The 20,526-nt window shown below is 58.9% G+C and carries 12 protein-coding genes; all 12 read left to right on the top strand.

Annotated elements, in window-relative coordinates; translation table 11 throughout:
- The first annotated feature begins 91 nt into the window (after positions 1–91).
- The 12 genes from serA (at position 92) to HMPREF0908_RS03090 (ending at position 20,310) form a co-directional block, all read left to right on the top strand.
- On the top strand, positions 92–1,672 hold the full coding sequence (gene serA, locus HMPREF0908_RS03145) for a phosphoglycerate dehydrogenase (RefSeq protein ID WP_040572373.1): 1,581 nt from the start codon (positions 92–94) through the stop codon (positions 1,670–1,672).
- Positions 1,673–1,819: 147 nt separating this feature from the next.
- Positions 1,820–2,689 carry a zinc metalloprotease HtpX gene (gene htpX / locus HMPREF0908_RS03140; protein WP_006689987.1) on the top strand — a complete coding sequence of 290 codons (870 nt, stop codon included), beginning with the start codon at positions 1,820–1,822 and terminating at the stop codon, positions 2,687–2,689.
- A gap of 386 nt (positions 2,690–3,075) precedes the next feature.
- Positions 3,076–3,783, top strand: a complete 708-nt coding sequence (gene deoD, locus HMPREF0908_RS03135; protein WP_006689986.1) for a purine-nucleoside phosphorylase — start codon at positions 3,076–3,078, stop codon at positions 3,781–3,783.
- A gap of 227 nt (positions 3,784–4,010) precedes the next feature.
- Positions 4,011–4,616 carry a cytidylate kinase-like family protein gene (locus HMPREF0908_RS03130; protein ID WP_006689985.1) on the top strand — a complete coding sequence of 202 codons (606 nt, stop codon included), beginning with the start codon at positions 4,011–4,013 and terminating at the stop codon, positions 4,614–4,616.
- Between the two features lie 12 nt (positions 4,617–4,628).
- The gene (locus HMPREF0908_RS03125; protein ID WP_006689984.1) at positions 4,629–6,050 is read left to right on the top strand and encodes a glycoside-pentoside-hexuronide (GPH):cation symporter; all 1,422 of its coding nucleotides are present in this window, start codon (positions 4,629–4,631) and stop codon (positions 6,048–6,050) included.
- Positions 6,051–6,104: 54 nt separating this feature from the next.
- Entirely contained in the window at positions 6,105–9,236 is a 3,132-nt protein-coding gene (lacZ, locus tag HMPREF0908_RS03120; RefSeq protein ID WP_006689983.1) for a beta-galactosidase, LacZ type, read from the top strand.
- A gap of 39 nt (positions 9,237–9,275) precedes the next feature.
- Positions 9,276–10,445, top strand: a complete 1,170-nt coding sequence (locus HMPREF0908_RS03115) for a galactokinase (protein WP_040572372.1) — start codon at positions 9,276–9,278, stop codon at positions 10,443–10,445.
- A gap of 18 nt (positions 10,446–10,463) precedes the next feature.
- Positions 10,464–11,453, top strand: a complete 990-nt coding sequence (galE, locus tag HMPREF0908_RS03110) for a UDP-glucose 4-epimerase GalE (RefSeq protein WP_006689981.1) — start codon at positions 10,464–10,466, stop codon at positions 11,451–11,453.
- A gap of 12 nt (positions 11,454–11,465) precedes the next feature.
- Positions 11,466–12,974 carry a UDP-glucose--hexose-1-phosphate uridylyltransferase gene (galT, locus tag HMPREF0908_RS03105; protein WP_006689980.1) on the top strand — a complete coding sequence of 503 codons (1,509 nt, stop codon included), beginning with the start codon at positions 11,466–11,468 and terminating at the stop codon, positions 12,972–12,974.
- 91 nt (positions 12,975–13,065) lie between these two features.
- The gene (locus HMPREF0908_RS03100) at positions 13,066–14,115 is read left to right on the top strand and encodes a LacI family DNA-binding transcriptional regulator (protein WP_006689979.1); all 1,050 of its coding nucleotides are present in this window, start codon (positions 13,066–13,068) and stop codon (positions 14,113–14,115) included.
- Between the two features lie 33 nt (positions 14,116–14,148).
- Positions 14,149–16,374 (top strand): alpha-galactosidase, encoded by a 2,226-nt coding sequence (locus HMPREF0908_RS03095; protein WP_006689978.1) that lies wholly within the window; start codon positions 14,149–14,151, stop codon positions 16,372–16,374.
- A 147-nt stretch (positions 16,375–16,521) separates the two neighbouring features.
- Positions 16,522–20,310, top strand: a complete 3,789-nt coding sequence (locus HMPREF0908_RS03090; protein ID WP_006689977.1) for a phosphoribosylformylglycinamidine synthase — start codon at positions 16,522–16,524, stop codon at positions 20,308–20,310.
- Positions 20,311–20,526: the final 216 nt, after the last annotated feature.

Here is a 20,526-nt window from a genome sequence, read left to right as displayed (position 1 = left end):
CGGTCGTCTGTCGGAAAGATTTGACCTGTTTTCTTCTTTTGTCTATAATAGGGGCGTTACTGTGTATGATAGGATGGGGGAGGGCATACGGATGAAGATTTTGGCTGCGGATGGGATTTCACCTGAGGGAATCGGTCTTTTGACGGACTATGAGGTCGATGTGCGCGATAAGATCTCGCATGAGGAACTGCTGGATGTGATCGGAGACTATGACGCGCTGATGGTACGCTCGGCGTCGAAGGTAACGGCGGACGTCCTGGAACGCGCGGGGAAACTGAAGATCATCGGGCGCGCCGGCGTCGGTGTGGACAACATTGACGTAAAGGCGGCGACGGAGCGCGGCATCATCGTCATCAACTCGCCGGGCGGCAATACGATTGCCGCGACGGAGCATACAGTTGCGATGATGCTTGCCATGGCGCGCAACATCCCGACAGCGGATGCGACCATGCACGCGGGGCAGTGGAACCGCAAGGCATACGTCGGCGTTGAGCTGCGCGGCAAGACACTCGGTGTCATCGGCATGGGGCGCATCGGCGGCGGCGTCGCAAAGCGCGCCCTTGCCTTTGACATGAATGTGATCGCCTATGATCCCTACATCAACGAGGAGCGGGCAAAGGCACTCGGCGTGACCGTCGGGACGCTCGATGACATCATCGAGCAGGCGGACTTCATCACGGTGCACATGCCGCTCACGAAGGAGACGCGCGGCATGATCTCCATGGCGCAGATGCGGCGGATGAAGCAGGGCGTCCGCCTCGTGAACTGCGCGCGCGGCGGCATCATCAACGAGCACGATCTCGCCGAGGCCGTGCGCGAGGGAATTGTCGCGGGGGCGGCGATCGACGTGTTTGAGAGTGAGCCGCTCGCGGAGGACAGCCCTCTGCGCAGCGTGCCCGGCATCGTCCTCACGCCGCACCTCGGCGCGTCCACGGTGGAGGCACAGATCGGCGTCTCAGTGGACGTGGCAAAGGGCATCTGTGCCGCACTGCGCGGTGAGCCGGTGCTCGCGGCGGTCAACATGGCGCCTGTCTCAAAGGAAGTCATGCGTGTGATCCGCCCCTACATCGCGCTCGCCGAACAGCTCGGGTGTACAGCGTGCTCTCTCGCCGAGGGACCCATCTCGCAGGTCGAGGTCGTCTACAACGGCGAGATCACTGAGGTCAATACGAGCTTCCTCACGACGGCCATTCTCAAGGGGATGCTCAACCCCATCCTCGAGAGCGAGATCAACTACGTCAACGCACCGAGTGTGGCGAAGTCGCGCGGCATCAAGGTATCTGAGATTCGCGAGAAGGAGACGTCGCACTACTCGACGCTCATCACCGTGCGCGTGACGGCATCGGGCGGCACTTCCGAGGTGCAGGGCGCGCTCTTCGGCGAGGAGGGGCGCATCGTTCGCATCAACCGCTTCCGTGTCGACGTTGACCCGCACGCACGCATTCTCATCTGCCCGCACATCAACCGCCCCGGTGTCATCGGCACGATTGGCTCGATCATGGGCGCGGCAGGCATCAACATCTCCTCTATGCAGGTGGGAAAGTCCGATCGCAAGGGCATGAACATCATGGTACTCACCATCGATCACGACATCTCCGATGATGTGCTCGCGCGCGTGCTCGCTGTCGAGGGCATCTTTGATGCGAAGCTGGTCAATTTCGAGGCAATTTAAGGGAAGCACGGATAAATTCAGCACGATCGGCGTTGACGTATCCTTTTATCAGCGATTCCCTGCAAGGATTTCAGCCTTTTTCCATAAATGCACTGTATGATATAGTCAAAAGGACAAAGATTTGACAGATAAAGGAGAAATGAAGCTATGAACACACTGAAAACAACAATGCTCATGGCGCTCCTGATGGCGCTGATGGTCGCTCTTGGCGGCGTATTCGGCGGACATACAGGCATGACCATCATGCTCATCATTGCGTTAGGGATGAACTTCTTCTCGTACTGGTTCTCCGACAGCATGGTGCTGCGCATGTACAATGCACGGGAGATCGACCGTACGGATGCGCCGGAGCTCTACGGTCTGGTCGAGAAGCTCGCGGGGAACGCGGGGCTTCCGATGCCGCGCGTCTGCATCATCAATGAGGACGCGCCGAACGCATTTGCGACGGGGCGCAATCCGTCCCATGCGGCTGTCGCCGTTACGACGGGGTTGATGCGCGTCCTCGACTACAACGAGATCTCGGGCGTGCTCGGGCATGAGCTGGCACACGTCAAGCATCGCGACATCCTCATCTCGACCATCGCCGCGACGATGGCGACCGTGATCTCATACGCGGCGAACATCGCCCAGTTTGCGGCGATCTTCGGCGGCGGACGCTCGAGCGACGACGACCGCGGCGGCATCATCGGAATGATCGCAACGGCGATTATTGCGCCGATCGCAGCAGCTCTCATCCAGATGGCGATCTCGCGCTCGCGTGAGTACAGCGCGGATGAGGGCGGCGCAGAGATCTGCGGCAACCCGAACTACCTCGCATCGGCACTCGAAAAGATCGAGTACTATGCCGTGCACGGCGCGCCTCTCCCGGAGGCAACGCCGGAGACGGCACACATGTGCATCATCAATCCGTTCTCGGGACATGACTTCTCGTTCAAGAGCCTGTTCTCGACGCATCCTGCGACGGCGGAACGCATCGCGCGTCTGCGCGAGCAGGCACAGCGGATGCACATTCGCTGAGTGTATGTAAGAGTCTCGGACACCGATTCCTGTGGTGTTCGAGACTTTTTACATTCCATTTAGGAATCGCTGATAAAATGAAGTCCGTCAGATTGGCGTAGATTTTTTCGTCCGATTGAGGAGGCAAACCGGACGCATAGCCAAAGCTATGTGGAGGATTTGCCGACAAAAAGCGGGCAAAAAAGATGCGCTAAGATGACGGTGCTGAATTTATCAGTGCTTCCTTTATTGCGTTTGCCCTGACATCATCATATAATGAAAGCCTAGCAGGAGGAGGATGGTATATGCTCGCAAAATCGGCGAATCTGCATGCGCGTGTTGATCCAAGGATCAAGGAGAAGGCAGAGCTTGCCGCAGATGATGAGGACTAAGGAAGGAGAACGATAATGAGTTCACTGCATATTGCTGCCGAAAAGGGAGAGGTCGCGGAGCGCATCCTGCTGCCGGGTGATCCGCTGCGTGCGAAGTACATCGCGGAACATTTTCTCGATGGGGCGAAGGAGTACACGTCCATCCGTAATATCCTCGGGTATACGGGGACATATCATGGCGTACCCGTCTCCGTGCAGGGGACAGGAATGGGGATGCCGTCGATCTCGATCTATGTGAATGAGCTGATGGACTGCTACGGCGTGCAGAAGCTCATCCGCGTCGGCACATGCGGCGGAATGCATGAGAAGGTCAAGCTGCGCGACGTGTTCATCGCACAGGGCGCGACGACGGACTCGGGCATGATCCGCAGCATCTTCGGCAGTTCGATCAACTATGCGCCGCTCGCGGACTACGAACTTCTCTCTGCCGCCGTGGAGAATGCAAAGCGCATGAATCTCCCCGTGCGCGTCGGCAATGTGATCTCCGTTGACCGCTTCTACGATGAGGAGATCGACAACAACAAACTCCGCGCCTATGGTGTGCTCGCTGTGGAGATGGAGGCGGCGGCACTTTACACCCTTGCGGCAAAGTACGGGCGGCAGGCACTCGCACTCTTTACCGTGAGCGATCATCTGCTGACGGGCGAGAAGTGCACGGCGGGGGAACGGCAGACGACGTTCAACGATATGATCAAGATTGCCCTTGAGACAGCAGTCGGGTAATAGACAAAGACAGCACACACAAACAGCGCACGGGAACGCGATTCTCGTGCGTTATTTTTGTGTGGAAACGTAATCATTTTTTCGCGATTTCAAAAAGAAAACGTTTGCATTTTTGAAAAACATATCGTATAATAAAAACCGTAAATGTAAACGTTTACTATAGCGGTTTTGGAAGGAGCGACATCGCGCGCATAACGATGCTGCATCCATTTAAAGGAGGGAACTGCATGGAGGAGAAGAAGTTCATCATCACGGTCGGCCGTCAGTATGGCTGCGGCGGCCGTGAGCTCGCTGAGATTCTTGCGGAGAAACTCGGCGTGCATCTCTACGATCGTCAGATCGTGCACATGGCGGCGGCAAAGCTCGGGATCAACGATCTGAACGAGAGGGATCTCTTGGAGCTCGAGAATACGGTGAAACCGCTCTCGTCACGCTTCATTCCGTTTCATTCCTTTGGCATGGCGATGGGGGAGTCGAGTCAGGGGATGTTCATGGCAGAGTCGAATGTCGTGCGCAAGCTCGCAGATGACGGCCCGTGCATTTTCCTCGGCCGCTGTGCGGACTATGCACTGCGCAAGCGCGACGATGTTTTTTCGATCTTCGTCTGCGCAGATGATGAGTTCCGTGAGGAGCGCGGACGGACGGTCTACGAGGGGAAGTCGCTGAAGGAGCTGAACCGCGAGAACGAGAAGCGCGCGCGCTACTACGACTACTACACGGGGCGCAAGTGGGGCGACGGCGCGAACTACGATCTCGTGGTCAAGACGGGGCGTGCACCGCTTGCGCAGATCGCGGACGGCATCATCGCCTATATGCATGCGGTAAAGGGGTAAGGAGGAACTCTTATGGCATCTCCGAAGAGCAAGTTCTGGTCACGCATCGCCTATGCCTGCGGTACGTTCGGGCACGATGTGTTCTACATGATGCTGGCGACGTACTTCATGATTTTCGTCACGAGCAATCTGTTCCACTCCGACAACCATGAGCACGATGCCTATATGATCGGTATTGTGACGACGATCATCCTCGTTCTGCGTATCGTCGAGCTGTTCATTGATCCCTTTATCGGCAATACGATTGATAAGACCAAGACGCGCTGGGGCAAGTTCAAGCCGTGGGTGCTCGTCGGTGCATTCGTTGCGGCGATCTCGCTCGCGATTCTCTTCACGGATATGGGCGGCCTGACGGTGTCGAACCCGATGCTCTACCTCGTGCTCTTTGCTCTCATCTATCTCATTATGGACGTGTTCTACTCGGCAAAGGATGTTGCGATCTGGTCGATGATCCCCGCGCTCTCGTTCGACTCGCATGAGCGCGAGATCACGGCGACGTATGCACGTATCGGCTCGGTCTTCGGCGCGCAGATGATTACGGCGATTGTCATGCCCGTCGTCCTCTACTTCTCGCTGAATGAAAACGGCGGTGCAGGCGATGGGACGGGCTGGTTCGCCTTTGCCGTGATCGGCGGCGGCATTGCAACGCTCGGCGCGGTGATCCTCGGCCTCGGGACAAAGGAGGAGACCTCCGCCCTGCGTGAGAACAAGACGGAGACGTCGTTCAAGGATGTGTTCTCCATCCTGCTGAAGAACGATCAGCTTCTTTGGGTGGCGATAGCCTACCTCGTGTTTGGCCTTGGGCAGAACCTCGTCAACAATTTCAACCTCTACTATTTCATCTATGTGCTCGGCGACGCGAAGCAGTTCTCGTTCCTCGGCGTGATCAATGTCATCATCGGGCTGCTCGCCGTGGCACTCTTCCCGACGCTCACGATGAAGTTCAGCCGTCGGCGGCTTTTCTTCGGCTCGGTTTCGGTGATGCTGGTCGGCATCATCCTCTATGCGCTTGCGGGGACGAGCGTCATCATGACGCTCTTTGCGGCCGGCCTCTTCGCCCTCCCGCAGCCGCTGATCTTCCTCGTCGTGCTCATGACAATCACAGATACGGTGGAATACGGCCAGCTGAAACTCGGACATCGTGACGAAGCACTTGTCCTCTGCGTGCGTCCGTTGGTGGATAAACTCGCGGGTGCCGTCACGGGCGGTCTCATCGGCATCACGGCGATCTGGGTCGGCATGACGAGCGGCGCGACGGCGGCGACGATTACGCCGGAGAACCTTTTCAACTTCAAACTCGTGATGTTTGCGGCGCCCTTTGCACTCATCCTGATCGGTGCGGTCATCTACCGCGCAAAGGTGACGCTGACGGAGGCGGAGCACGCACGCATTGTCGAGGAGCTCGAAGACAAGTGGCATGAGATGAATCAGTGACAGGATAGGAAGCGGTCGTTTGCGACCGCTTTCTTTGCCAAATGGAGGTTTCTGATGAGCTTTGATTTCAGCAAACTGAGTGACCCGCGTTATTTCGCGGAGAATCGTCTGCCCGCCCACAGCGATCATCGTTTTTACCGCGATGAGACAGAGCTCGCGCGCGGCATATCGTCCTTTGAGCATACGCTTGGCGGTGTCTGGCAGTTCGCCTATGCGCGGAACATCGACGCTATCCCACAGGGCTTTACGGCGGCGGACTATGACTGCCATGACTGGGAGACGATCCATGTGCCCGCGCACATCCAGATGGAGGGGCATGGCGTCCCGCACTATACGAATACGACGTATCCGTGGGACGGGCACGAGAGCATTGTGCCGGGGGAGATTCCGACGCGGGAGAACCCCGTCGGCTGCTATGTGAAGTACTTCGCCGTACCCGAGGGCTGGGACAATGTGTTCATCTCCTTTGCCGGCGTCGATGCGGCACTCGCCCTTTATCTCAACGGGCATTTTGTCGGCTACAGCGAGGACAGCTGCACGCCGTCGGACTTTGATCTGACGCCGTATCTCGTGTCAGGCGAAAATAAGCTGGCGGCGATGGTGTTCCGCTATGCGAGCGCGAGCTGGCTGGAGGATCAGGACTTCTGGCGGTTCTCGGGGATCTACCGTGATGTCACGCTCTATACAAAGCCGCAGCACCACATCGAGGATGTCGCTGTCCGTGCAGTGCCGATGGAACGGGACGGATACACGGACGGACAGCTTGATGTGCATCTCACGTTCGGCGATGCGGCAGAGAAGGAGGTCGAGATCCTGCTCTGCGATGAGGATGGGGACTGTATATGGGAGGATGAGGCGAGCATCTCCGCAAAGACGCATACGATTTCGGGGGAGCCCTTCGCTGTGCACCTGTGGAGCGCAGAGTATCCTTTCCTCTATCATCTTCTGATTCGTGTGCGCGACGCGGCGGGGACGCTGCAGGAGGTCGTGCGCATACGCGTTGGCTTCCGTGCGTTCTGCCTGCGCGACGGACTGATGCAGATCAACGGGAAGCGCATTGTGTTCAAGGGTGTCAACCGTCACGAGTTCGACTGCGACCATGGGCGGGCGATGGATCCTGCGCTCTTTGAGCAGGATCTCATCGCGCTGAAGCGTGCCAATGTCAACGCGATCCGCACGTCACATTACCCGAACAGCAGCCGCCTCTATGAGCTCGCGGATCTTTACGGCTTCTATGTGATCGACGAGACCAATCTCGAGACGCATGGCTCGTGGATGAGGAACGGCGCGTGTGAAAAGGATGCGAACAGTCTGCCGGGCGATCATGCGGAGTGGCTGCCCGCCGTGCTCGACCGTGCACAGTCGATGTACGAGCGCGACAAGAACCATCCGTGCATCCTGATCTGGTCGTGCGGCAATGAGTCCTGCGGCGGGCGCAATATCTACGAGATGAGTGAGTACTTCCGCCGTGCTGACCCCACGCGACTCGTGCACTACGAGGGAATTTTCTGGGCTCGCAGCTATCCGATGTCGAGCGATATGGAGAGCCAGATGTATACGAAGGCGGCGGATATCGAGGCGTTCCTCAAGGAGCACAGGGACAAGCCCTTTATCGCGTGTGAGTACACGCATGCGATGGGCAACAGCTGCGGCGGCATGCACAAGTACACGGAGCTGGCAGAGCGCGAGCCGCGCTATCAGGGCGGCTTTATCTGGGACTTCGGCGATCAGGCGATCCGTCGGCGCGGACGCGATGGGGAGGAGGTGTTCCTCTACGGCGGCGACTTTGGCGACCGCCCGTCGGACTACAATTTCAGCGGCAACGGCATTTTCTTTGCCGACCGCCGAGCGACGGCGAAGCTGCAGGAGGTGAAGTATAACTATCAGGACTTCACCCTGCGCCCTGCATGGAACGGGGTGGAGATCGAAAACAAGAGCCTCTTCTCCGATGCGGATGACTATGAGCTGCGGATGACGCTCCTCCTCGACGGGCGAAAGGTCTGGAAGACGCGGCAGCAAGGACATCATGTGGAGCCGGGGGAAACTAAATTCATTGATGCGGTGATCTACAAGATGCCGTATCTCGGCACGGGGGAGTATGTGCTGACGGCATCGCTCTGTCTGAAGTATGAGGAGCCGTGGGCCCCTGTCGGCCATGAGATTGCCTTTGGACAGGCGGTCGTCGTACCGCCCGCAGGAGCGGCGTCGCGCCTCTTTGATGTTCTCGGGCGCTGTGATGCCGCACCATGCTGCGTGCCGCTTGCCGCCTGCGGAGATCTGCGCATCGTCGTGAGCGACATCAACCTCGGCGTGCAGGGGGCGGGCTTTTCCCTCATGTTCTCGAGTGCGCAGGGAAATCTCGTCTCCTACCGCTATGGCGGGCGCGAGCTGATCGAGGAACTGCCGCAGCCGAGTTTCTGGCGTGCGCCGACGGATAACGACTACGGCTGTCATGCGCCGGCGGATACGGCGCAGTGGAAGCTCGCGAGTCTCTACCGCCGCTGCACGCAGATCGCGTGGAGCACGGACGATGCGCCGCTCACCGTCATTGACGGATATTTCGGCAAGGCGGGAACAGGCGAGCGGCGTGCCGCGCGCGTTACCGTGCGCTTTACCTATGCACTCGCGGCACAGCCCGCCGCCCATTGCACGGTCACGTATACGGTGGACGCTGCGGGCGCGGTGGATGTCGCACTGGACTACGAGCCGACGGACGGGATGCCCGCGCTGCCGGATTTTGCGATGCTCTTTACGCTCGCGGCGGACTATGACCGCATCCGCTACTACGGCTATGGTCCAAAGGAGAACTACGCCGACCGCCATCGCGGTGCGCGTCTTGGCATCTACGAGAGCACGGCGGCAGAGGAGGTTGAGCCGTATCTGCGCCCGCAGGAAACGGGCAATCACGGCGGTGTGCGCTGGATCGAACTGCGTGACCGCAGCGGACACGGGCTGCGCCTCACGGGGGCAGCGCCCATGGAGGCGTCGGCACTGCCCTATAGCCCACACGAGCTTGAGAATGCGCGTCACGCATACGATCTGCCGCGCAGCGCGCACACCTATCTGCGTGCATCGGCGGGGATGTGCGGCGTCGGCGGCGACGACAGCTGGGGCGCTCCTGTCCTCACGGAGTATACGCATCCGAATACGGCGCGGCATCTGCGCTTTACGATGCAGGGAATCTAACGACCTTTGGCGAAATGATAATAAATGGAGGGCGCTGATATGAAGATATTGGACGAAATGCAGGAAGTCTTTCGGGAGAAATTTGGTGCGGCACAGACGCATGCGTATTTCTCGCCGGGACGCGTGAATCTCATCGGTGAGCACACGGACTACAATGGCGGGCACGTCTTCCCCTGTGCGATCTCCCTCGGGACGTATGCGCTCGTTGCACCGCGCACGGACGGCATCTCGCGGCTCTACTCGATGAATCTGCCGGAGCAGGGCGTGGTGCAGTTCCCCATGCACGGCGCGGTGAAGAGCGATGCCTACGGCTGGGCGAACTATCCCATCGGCGTTGTGCGCGTGATGGAGGATGCGGGGCATCGGGCAGCGCACGGCTTTGACATTGTCCTCTATGGTACGCTGCCGAACGGCGCAGGGCTCTCCTCCTCGGCCTCCATCGAGGTGCTGATGGCGGTCATCCTGAACGATGAGCTGAACCTCGGCATTGATATGGTGGAACTAGTGAAGTTCTCGCAGAAGGCAGAGAATGAATTCGTCGGCATGAACTGCGGCATCATGGATCAGTTCGCCGTCGGCATGGGGAAAAAGGACTGTGCGATCCTCCTCGACTGCAATACGCTTTCCTATCGGTACAGCAAGCTGGCGCTCGACGGCTGCAGCATCGTCATCACGAATACGAACAAGACGCACAGCCTCGTCACCTCGGCGTACAATGAGCGGCGCGCCCAGTGTGAGTCGGCACTGAAGGCTCTGCAAAAAGTAAAGCCGATCAAGGCTCTCGGCGAGCTGACGAATGCGGAGTTCGATGCCATTGCCTCGGCGATCTCCAATCCCGTCGAGCGTCAGCGCGCACGCCATGCCGTCTACGAGAACAACCGCACGCTGGAGGCGGTAAAGGCACTCGAGGCAAACGATGTGAAGCGTTTCGGTGAACTGATGAATGCGTCCCACGTCTCCCTGCGCGATGACTACGAGGTGACGGGGCCTGAGCTCGATACACTCGCGGAGCTCGCATGGCAGCAGGACGGTGTCCTCGGCTCGCGCATGACGGGCGGCGGATTTGCAGGATGCACGGTCAGCATCGTGCGCGACGCGGCGATTCCCGCATTTGAGAAGAATGTGGGCGATGCCTATACGGCAAAGATCGGCTATGCGCCGAGTTTCTACGTGGCAAATATCGCGGACGGCGCACGCCGTCTCTCATAAGAAAGGGGAAGGATATACATGGCTATTTTGGTCTGCGGCGGCGCAGGATACATCGGCTCTCATGCCGTTCATGCACTGGTGGAAAAGGGCGAGCAGGTCGTGATCGTGGACAATCTCCAGACGGGGCACCGTGGGGCGCTGAATCCTGCGGCCACGTTCTATGAGGGCGATATTCGCGATGCGGCGGTGCTCGATAAGATTTTCACGGAGAACAAGATCGAGGCGGTCATCCACTTTGCGGCGAACTCCCTCGTGGGGGAGAGTGTCGAAAAGCCCCTGCTCTATTTCAACAACAATGTCTACGGGATGCAGGTGCTCCTCGAGGCGATGGTGCGCCATGGCATCGACAAGATTGTCTTCTCCTCGACGGCGGCGGTCTACGGCGAGCCGAAGCGCGTTCCCATTCACGAGGACGACGAGACGCACCCGACGAATCCGTACGGAGAGACAAAGCTCACGATGGAGAAGATGATGAAGTGGGTCAGCCGTGCGAACGGTGTGCGCTATGTCTCCCTGCGCTACTTCAATGCGGCGGGGGCGCTCCCCGACGGCTCGATCGGTGAGGATCATGCGACGGAGACGCATCTCATCCCCCTCATCCTGCAGGTGCCGCTCGGAAAGCGCGACCATATCACGGTCTTTGGCGAGGACTACCCGACGCCCGACGGAACGTGCCTGCGTGACTACATCCACGTGGTCGATCTCGCGGATGCACATGTGCGTGCGCTGGACTATCTGCGGCAGGGCGGCGAGAGCAATATCTTCAACCTCGGCAACGGGCAGGGGTTCTCGGTCAAGGAAATGATCGCCGCCGCGCAGAAGGCGACGGGACGCTCGATCAAGGTGGAGATCGGTGCACGCCGTGCGGGCGATCCGGCACAGCTGATCGCATCGAGCGAGAAGGCACGTACGGTGCTCGGCTGGAATCCGCAGTTTACGGACGTGGAGCAGGTCATCGGCACGGCGTGGACGTGGCACGAGAAGCATCCGAACGGCTATGGGGACTGAGGGAGGACTGTCATGAGTGACATACAGCGCAGCATCAGCCGCCTCCTGCATTTTGCGCAGCAAAAGGGGCTGATCGCCCCTGCCGATGAGGTGTATGCCGCGAACCGTCTGATCGACGTGCTCGGCGTGGAGGAGTATGTGCCGCACGCCGTCGATGAGACGCTCAAGACGGCGACGCCCGTGCTCGAGGAGATGCTTGACGATGCGGCGGCGCGCGGCTTGATCGAAAATACGGTGAACGAGCGCGACCTGTTCGATACGCGCATCATGGACTGTGTGATGCCGCGTCCCTCGGAGGTCGTGCGGGAGTTCCGCGCGCATTATGCGGCATCGCCGCAGGAGGCAACGGACTGGTACTACCGTCTGAGCATCGCATCGAACTACATCCGCAAGACGCGCATTGATCGGAACATCGCGTGGAAGACGGCGACGGAGTACGGTGACCTCGATGTGACGATCAATCTCTCGAAGCCCGAGAAGGATCCGCGCGACATCGCAAAGGCGAAACTAGCGAAGGCTTCCTCCTATCCGAAATGTCTGCTCTGCCGTGAGAACGAGGGCTATGCAGGACGGGCGAACCATCCCGCGCGCGAGACGCACCGCCTCATTCCGCTCGATCTGTGCGGAGCGCCGTGGTTCCTCCAGTACTCGCCCTATACCTACTACAACGAGCACTGCATCATCCTGAACGGCGATCATGTGCCAATGCAGATTTCACGCCATACGTTTGAGAATCTGGCGTGTTTCTTACGGCTGTTCCCGCATTACTTTGCCGGCTCAAATGCCGATCTGCCGATTGTGGGCGGCTCGATTCTCTCGCACGATCACTATCAGGGCGGACGCTATACGTTCGCGATGGAGCGTGCGGCGACGGAGAAGGAGTACGCGTTCCAGAACTATCCGACGGTGCGTGCGGGACGCGTCAAGTGGCCGATGTCGACCCTGCGGCTCACCTCACCGGATGCGGATGCGCTCATCGACCTCGCGGAGAAGATTCTCGCGGCATGGCGCGTCTACAGCGATGCGTCGGTGGAGATTCTCGCGGAGACGGACGGCACGCCGCACAATACGATTACCCCGATTGCGCGGCGGCGCGGCGAGGACTTTGAGTTTGATCTCGTGTTCCGCAACAATCGGACGACGGCAGAGCATCCGCTCGGGCTCTTTCACCCGCACGCCGAGGTGCATCACATCAAGAAGGAGAATATCGGCCTCATTGAGGTGCTCGGGCTCGCCATTCTGCCCGCGCGTCTGCGCGATGAGATGGATGCCGTGCGTACGGCGCTGCTCACAGGGACGGCAGATATTGCGGACAGGGCGGATATCGCAAAGCATGCGGACTGGTACCGCAAGGTGCGCGCGGCACATCCGTCGGTGACGGCGGAGAATGTGGATGGGATTCTGCGCGATGAGATCGGTGCGGTGTTCCTCGAGGTGCTCGTTCACGCAGGCGTCTTTAAGCGGACGCCCGAGGGGATGGCTGCGTTCGATCGCTGGATTGAGAGCGTGGAGCAGGTGTAATCCTGTCATTCTGCGCGTGTGCATCTTCGCATCGCGATAGGAGCAGAATTCATAACGGCATGATGATCGGAGATACACCGGGAGGAATGGAATGAAGGCGACGATTATCGATGTGGCACAGGAGGCGGGCGTCTCGGTGGCGACGGTCTCCCGCGTGGTGAACGGCAGCTATCCCGTGCGCGCGAAGACGCGCGAGAAGGTGGAACGCGCGATTGCAAAGCTGGAATACGTGCCGAACCTTCAGGCGCGTGAGCTGAACACGCAGCGTTCCTCGAGCATCGGCGTCGTCGTACCGGGCTTTGACAATATGTTCTTTGCCGAGGTGCTGGACGGGGTGGAGGAGCATCTGCGGCAGAGTTCCTACTCGCTGCTGCTTGCCTGTGCGCAGAACGATCCTCAGCGCGAGGAGGCGTGCGTGCGGGACTTCATCACGCGCAATGTCTCAGGGGTGATCGTCGTCAGCCCGAACACGGAGACGGCAGCGACGGAGTTCTACGAGACGACGGCGGCGCGGCTTCCCATGGTCTTTATCAACAGCGCGCGGGAAATTCCGGGCATATCGCATGTGACGAGCGATCAGCGCGGCGGCGCCCGTGCGGCACTCGAACATCTATTTCGCTACGGGCACGAGCGTATTCTCTTTGTCCGAGGCGAGAACAGCGATTCCTATCGTGTGAAGGAGGACGTCTACCGTGCCGTTATGCAGGAGCGGGGGATGTTCCATGCGGAGGATATCGTCAGCATCGGCGACGGCAATCGCATTGAGACGGTCGAGAACACCATGTTCATCCTCATGGATCAGATGCTTGATTTTGCACCAACAGCGATTTTCTGCTGCAACGACCTCATGGCGATGGGGGCGGTCAACGCCTGTCAGCGTATGGGACGGCGCGTTCCGCAGGACATCTCGGTGATCGGCTATGACAACACGGCGCTCAGCAGGTACACGGCGCCGCAGCTCACGACCATCGATCAGCACATGGGCGATCTTGGGCGGGAGGCGGCACGCCTCATGCGGAAGCGGATCGAGGAAGGAACGGCGGAGAATATCGTACGCGCAAACACCGTGGTGGAGCGTGAGACGACGGGGGTTCACGTAGAGGAAGATATGGGGCTGCAGAGGTTTGGCCGCCTTGCATAGCAATTTCATCACACAATCGAAGGGGGGATATACATGAATATCATCTATCATGAACAGGGCAAGGTCTTTCACCTTTTCAACGACACCGTCAGCTACATCCTTATGGTGCTGCCGCACGGCGGGCTGGGGAGTCTCTACTTCGGTGCGGCACTCCGCGATCGCGAGGGTTTCGAGCATCTCTTTGAGCGTGCACATCGCGGGATGACGACGTGTGTCTTTGCGGACAGCCGCGACTACTCGCTCGATGCGATCCGACAGGAGCTGCCGACCTACGGCTCGTCGGATTTTCGCCGTCCTGCGCTGAATGTGCTGCAGGAGAACGGCAGCCGCATTCTCGATCTGCAGTTCAAGGACTGGCGTGTGGAGGACGGCAAGCCGAAGCTCGCGGGGCTGCCCGCCACCTATGTGGAGTCGCCAAGCGAGGCAAAGACGCTCATCATCACACTGGAGGATGTGCCGACGGGGCTGTGCGTGGAGCTCCTCTACACGATCTTTGCCGAGGGGAACGCGATTGCGCGCAGTATGCGCTGCCACAATGCGGGGATGGAGATGCTGCACCTGCAGAAGGTGATGAGTCTCTCGATTGACCTGCCCGATACGGACTATGAGTGGCTGGAGCTGACAGGGGCGTGGGCGCGTGAGCGCCACGTGGAGCGGCGCGCGCTCGCCACGGGCATTACGGCGATTGGCAGCCGCCGCGGACACTCCTCGGGGCAGTACAATCCCTTCGTCGCCCTCGTGCGCCCCGAGACGACGGAGATGCAGGGCGAGGTGCTCGCCGTGAGCCTTGTCTACAGCGGTAATTTCGAGATGCTTGCCGAGGTGGACAACCACGGCGTGACGCGCCTGCAGGCGGGCATTCACAGCACGGATTTTGACTGGATCCTCGCTACGGGCGAGACGTTCCAGACGCCGGAGGCAGTGCTCGTCTGGTCGAACGAGGGGCTGAACGGCATGAGCCGCACGTATCACCGCCTCTACCAGCGGCGGCTGGCACGCGGCACATGGCGCGACAAGGTACGCCCCATCCTCATCAACAACTGGGAGGCGACCTACTTCGACTTTACGGAGGAGAAGCTGCTCGCGATTGCGGATGTGGCGGCGAAGTGCGGCGTGGAGCTCTTCGTGCTCGATGACGGCTGGTTCGGTGCGCGCACGTCGGATCATGCGGGGCTCGGTGACTGGACGGTCAACCCCGACCGTCTGCCGAACGGGATTGACGGGCTCGCGGAGAAGATCGAGGCGCGCGGCATGAAGTTTGGCATTTGGGTCGAGCTCGAGATGGTCAATGAGGACTCCGATCTCTACCGCGCACATCCCGACTGGGTGCTCTCCGTCCCGGGGCGGAGAAAATCACTCGGACGCTCGCAGTGCGTGCTTGATTTCTCCCGTCAGGATGTCGTCGATAATATCTATGAGCAGATGGCGGCGATCCTCTCGAGCGGCAAGGTCTCCTACGTAAAGTGGGATATGAACCGCAGCATTACGGAGTGCTGGTCGCACGCGCTGCCTGCCGCACGGCAGGGTGAGGTGTTTCACCGCTATATTCTCGGACTGTACGATCTCTATGAGCGGCTGACGACGGCATTTCCGCACGTGCTCTTCGAGTCCTGTGCGTCGGGCGGCAACCGCTTCGACCCCGGGATGCTCTACTACGCGCCGCAGGCATGGACGAGCGACAACTCGGATGCCGTCGAGCGGCAGAAGATCCAGTACGGCACGTCGATGTGCTATCCGCTGAGCAGCATGGGCAGTCACGTCTCGGTCGTGCCGAACCATCAGGTGAACCGCGTGACGCCGCTCCACACGCGTGCGAACACGGCGTACTTTGGTATATTCGGCTACGAGCTTGATCTAGGCAAACTCAGTGCAGAGGAGATCGCCGAGGTCAAGGATGAGATCGCCTTTATGAAAGAATATCGTGAGATCTTCCAGTTTGGTACATTCTACCGCCTGCAGAGCCCATTCGAGCACAATGTTATGGCGTGGATGTGCGTGAGCGGCGATCAAAAGACGGCGATTGTCGGATGGTACCGCACGCTGAACCGCGTGAATGACCGCTTTGCGCGCGTGCGCCTTGCGGGACTGCTGCCGGACACGCTCTATGAGGACAGCCGCAGCGGTGCGCGCTGCTACGGAGACGAGCTGATGCACTACGGGTTGATTACGACGGACGGGACGACGGGTGAGCCGCATCCCGAGGACGGCCTGACGACGGACTTCGACTCGCGTCTCTACGTGCTGAACGCCGTGGAATAAGACAGATTGACGATATTGGGGCACTACATGAAGCAAAAAACTTCGTGCGGTGCCCATTTTCTGGTTGCCGCATGAATCCATCGTTGCAAAATACGCTGAACTTCGTTAGAATAGAAATGTAGACAACATGGATGAAGGGAGATTCTTATGGCCGTCAAGCGAATCTTCGTCGAGAAGCGGCAGGGCTTTTTCGACGTTCCGGCACAGCGCCTTTGCAGTGATCTTGTGGAGACGTTCCGTCTGACCGACCTGCGCGCAGTACGCATGATTACGCGCTATGATGTGGAGGGCCTGAGCGACGAGGAGTTTGAACAGGTACGGGATATTGTCTTTGCCGATCCGCCTGTCGACACTGTCTATGAGGATGCACTGCCCGCTTTCTCCGATGCGCGGGTCTTTGCCATTGAGCCGCTGCCGGGGCAGTTCGACCCGACGGCGGCTGCGGCAGCGGAGTGCGTACAGCTCGTGACGCAGGGGGAGCGCCCCGATGTGCGCACAGCGCGCATTATCGTGCTGATCGGCAAGATCAGTGACCTCGTCTTTGAAAAGATCAAGGGATATCTCATCAATCGCGTGGAGAGCCGTGAGGCGTCTCTTGAAACACCAGCGACGCTTGAGATGCGGATTACCATGCCGGGGGATGTAGAGACGCTGACGCAGTTTACGCAGATGTCCCGCATCGAGCTCGAGCGCTTTCACGCGGCACAGGGATTTGCCATGAGCGAGGAAGATCTTGTCTTTGTGCAGGAATATTTCCGCGATACTGAACACCGCGCGCCGACGATCACAGAACTGCGTGTGATTGACACCTACTGGTCGGATCACTGTCGTCACACGACGTTTACCACGGCAATTGATGCGGTGAATATAGAGAACGGCTTGTTCTCCCTGCCGATCATGGAAACGTATCAGAAATACACCGACGACCGCAAGGCTCTCTATACGGGGAAGAAACGCGACATGACGCTGATGGATCTCGCTGTGATCGGGATGAAGGCGCTGCGTGCGGAGGGGAAACTGGACGATCTCGATGCCTCGGAGGAGATCAATGCCTGCAGCATACGGATCACGGTGGATGTCAATGGCAAGAACGAGGACTGGCTCCTCATGTTCAAGAATGAAACACATAACCATCCGACGGAGATCGAGCCGTTCGGCGGTGCGGCGACCTGTCTGGGCGGTGCAATCCGCGATCCGCTTTCAGGGCGTTCCTATGTCTATCAGGCGATGCGCGTGACTGGAGCCGCCGATCCGCGTACACCAATCGAGGATACGCTGCCAGGGAAGCTCCCGCAGAAGAAGATTACACTTGGCGCAGCGGAGGGATACAGTTCCTACGGCAACCAGATCGGTCTTGCCACGGGCCAAGTGCGTGAGATTTACCATCAGGGCTATCTTGCAAAGCGTATGGAGATCGGCGCAGTGATCGGCGCAGTGCCTGCGGCACAGGTTGTGCGTGAGCGCCCTGTGCCCGGCGATGTCATCATCCTCCTCGGCGGGCGCACGGGGCGTGACGGCATCGGCGGTGCGACTGGTTCGTCCAAGCAGCATACAGAGCAGTCGCTGACGACTTCGGGAGCGGAGGTGCAGAAGGGCAATGCGCCGACGGAACGCAAGCTGCAGCGCCTTTTCCGCAATCCCGAGGTCAGTCGTTTGATCAAGCGCTGCAACGACTTCGGTGCAGGCGGTGTCGCCGTGGCAATCGGTGAGCTTGCGGATGGGCTGACGATCGATCTTGATGCCGTTCCGAAGAAGTATGAGGGGCTGGATGGTACGGAACTTGCGATCTCCGAGTCCCAGGAACGTATGGCGGTCGTGCTGGCTCCCAAGGATGTCCCTGCTTTTTTGAATTATGCGGATGCAGAAAATCTGGAGGCGACACGTGTCGCTGTGGTGACAGAGGATCCATGTTTGGTCATGCGGTGGCGCGGCAAAGAGATTGTACGGATTGCCCGCAGCTTCCTCGCAACAAACGGAGTGCGTCAGCATGTGCGTGTCATTGTCGAGTCACCCAATGAGAAAACACCGTATATGCAGTGTGTTCCGCAGCTCGTGCGCAAGGCAGGACGCGCACTTGAGTCCATGTGGCTCGCAAATCTGCGGGATCTGAATATATGCAGTCAAAAGGGGCTGGGGGAGCGGTTTGATGCAACAGTGGGAGCGGCATCTGTCCTCATGCCGTTCGGCGGAAAGTACCAGCTGACCCCTTCGGAGGCGATGGTGGCAAAGATTCCCGTGCGCCATGGCACAACGAATACGGCATCGGCGATGGCGTTCGGCTTTGACCCCGATCTTTCTACGTGGAGTCCCTTTCACGGTGCTGTCTATGCCGTTGTCGAGGCAGTGGCAAAGATTGTCGCCGCAGGGGGGAAGGCGGATACAGTGCGCCTGACGCTGCAGGAGTATTTCGAGCGTCTTGGCACGGATCCCAAGAAGTGGGGCAAGCCGTTTGCCGCACTTCTCGGTGCACTGCGTGTTCAGCATGAACTGGGAATTCCTGCCATTGGCGGCAAGGATTCGATGTCCGGTACATTTGAGCAGCTGAATGTTCCTCCAACACTCGTTGCATTCGCCGTGGCGACGGTTCATGCGGATCAGGTGCTCTCACCCGAGTTCAAGTACCCCGGCAATCGTGTTATTATGATCCCGGTTGCACACGATGCACAGGATCTGCCTGTTTTTGAGCAACTGCGCAAGAACTTTGAAAAGGTACACCATCTGATTGCAGCCCAGAAAGTATTCTCGGCGCAGAGCGTCGGGCGCGGCGGTATTGCAGCAGCACTGTCAAAGATGTGTTTAGGGAATAACTTGGGCTTCCGCTTTACGTCATTCATCCCGCAGGATGATCTCTTTAAGCCTCTTTATGGAACGATTCTGCTCGAGGTAGCATCCTCGTTTCATCTGGCAGAAAATCTTGCGGGAACGGGCGCAGTTGAGATCGGTGTCACACGTGATGTGCCGAGCATCATCACAGATCTTGATACCATTGTGCTCGCCGATGTGAAGACGGCGTATACCGAGCCGCTTGAGAAGATTTTCCCGACGACGGTACCGCACTCCATGCGGCAGATCGATCGCCCGACATACGCTCCCTATACGAAGGGAAAGCATGTGGCAAGTTCTTTCAAAATCGCAAAACCGCGTGTCTGCATCCCCGTATTTCCGGGGACGAACTGCGAGTATGACTCGGCACGCGCGTGGGAGCGTGTCGGTGCAAAGCCTGAGATCCTGGTCGTGCGGAATCTCACTCCACAGGCGGTCGAGGAGACGGTAGCGGCGATGGCTGAGGCGATCAAGCACGCACAGATTCTCATGCTGCCGGGCGGTTTCAGCGGCGGCGATGAGCCCGACGGCACGGGCAAATTCATCGCAGCGATGTTCCGTGCCCCGCAGATTGCCGAGGCAGTGCATCGCCTTCTGCATGATCACGACGGCCTGATCCTTGGGATATGCAACGGCTTCCAGGCACTCCTGAAACTCGGACTGCTGCCCTACGGAAAAATTACGGATCTCGACGAGAATACGCCGACTCTGACGTACAACAATATTGGGCGGCATGTCTCACAGACCGTGCGCGTGCGCGTTGCGTCGAATCTTTCACCGTGGCTCTCGGGGGTCAATGTCGGTGATACGCATACATTGGCGGTGTCCCATGGAGAGGGGCGCTTCTATGCGGATGGACATACGGTGGCAGCACTGCGTGTCCGTGGTCAGATCGCCACACAGTACGTGAACGAGAAGGGCGATCCAACGCTCGATCAGCCGTACAATCCGAATGGCTCTGTCAACGCCATCGAGGGCATTACGAGTCCCGACGGCCGCATCTACGGGCGCATGGCGCATGCCGAGCGCATTGGACCCAATATTGGCATGAATGTACCCGGTGAGATGAATCAGATGATCTTTGAATCGGGCGTGGGATATTTTATACGGTAAAAGACGAAAAACATTCCTCCCTCGTTTTAGGGAGTACGGATAAAACAGTCCTTCAGATTGGTGTAAATGTTTCGTCCGACAGGGAGGAAAACCGAATGCGGAGTGATGCTCTGCACTAGATTTCCGCCGAAGTGCGGGCAAAGAGATGTACTAAGATGCCAGTGCTGGGTGGATATCCGTGTTTCCTTTTATCCGTTGGACTAGAAAGCGCAGGAA

The sequence above is a fragment of the Centipeda flueggei ATCC 43531 genome (assembly GCF_000160695.1).
GTDB lineage: Bacteria > Bacillota > Negativicutes > Selenomonadales > Selenomonadaceae > Centipeda > Centipeda flueggei.
Note: the sequence above shows the minus strand (reverse complement) of the source record. Positions and strands in the feature narration are given on the sequence as shown.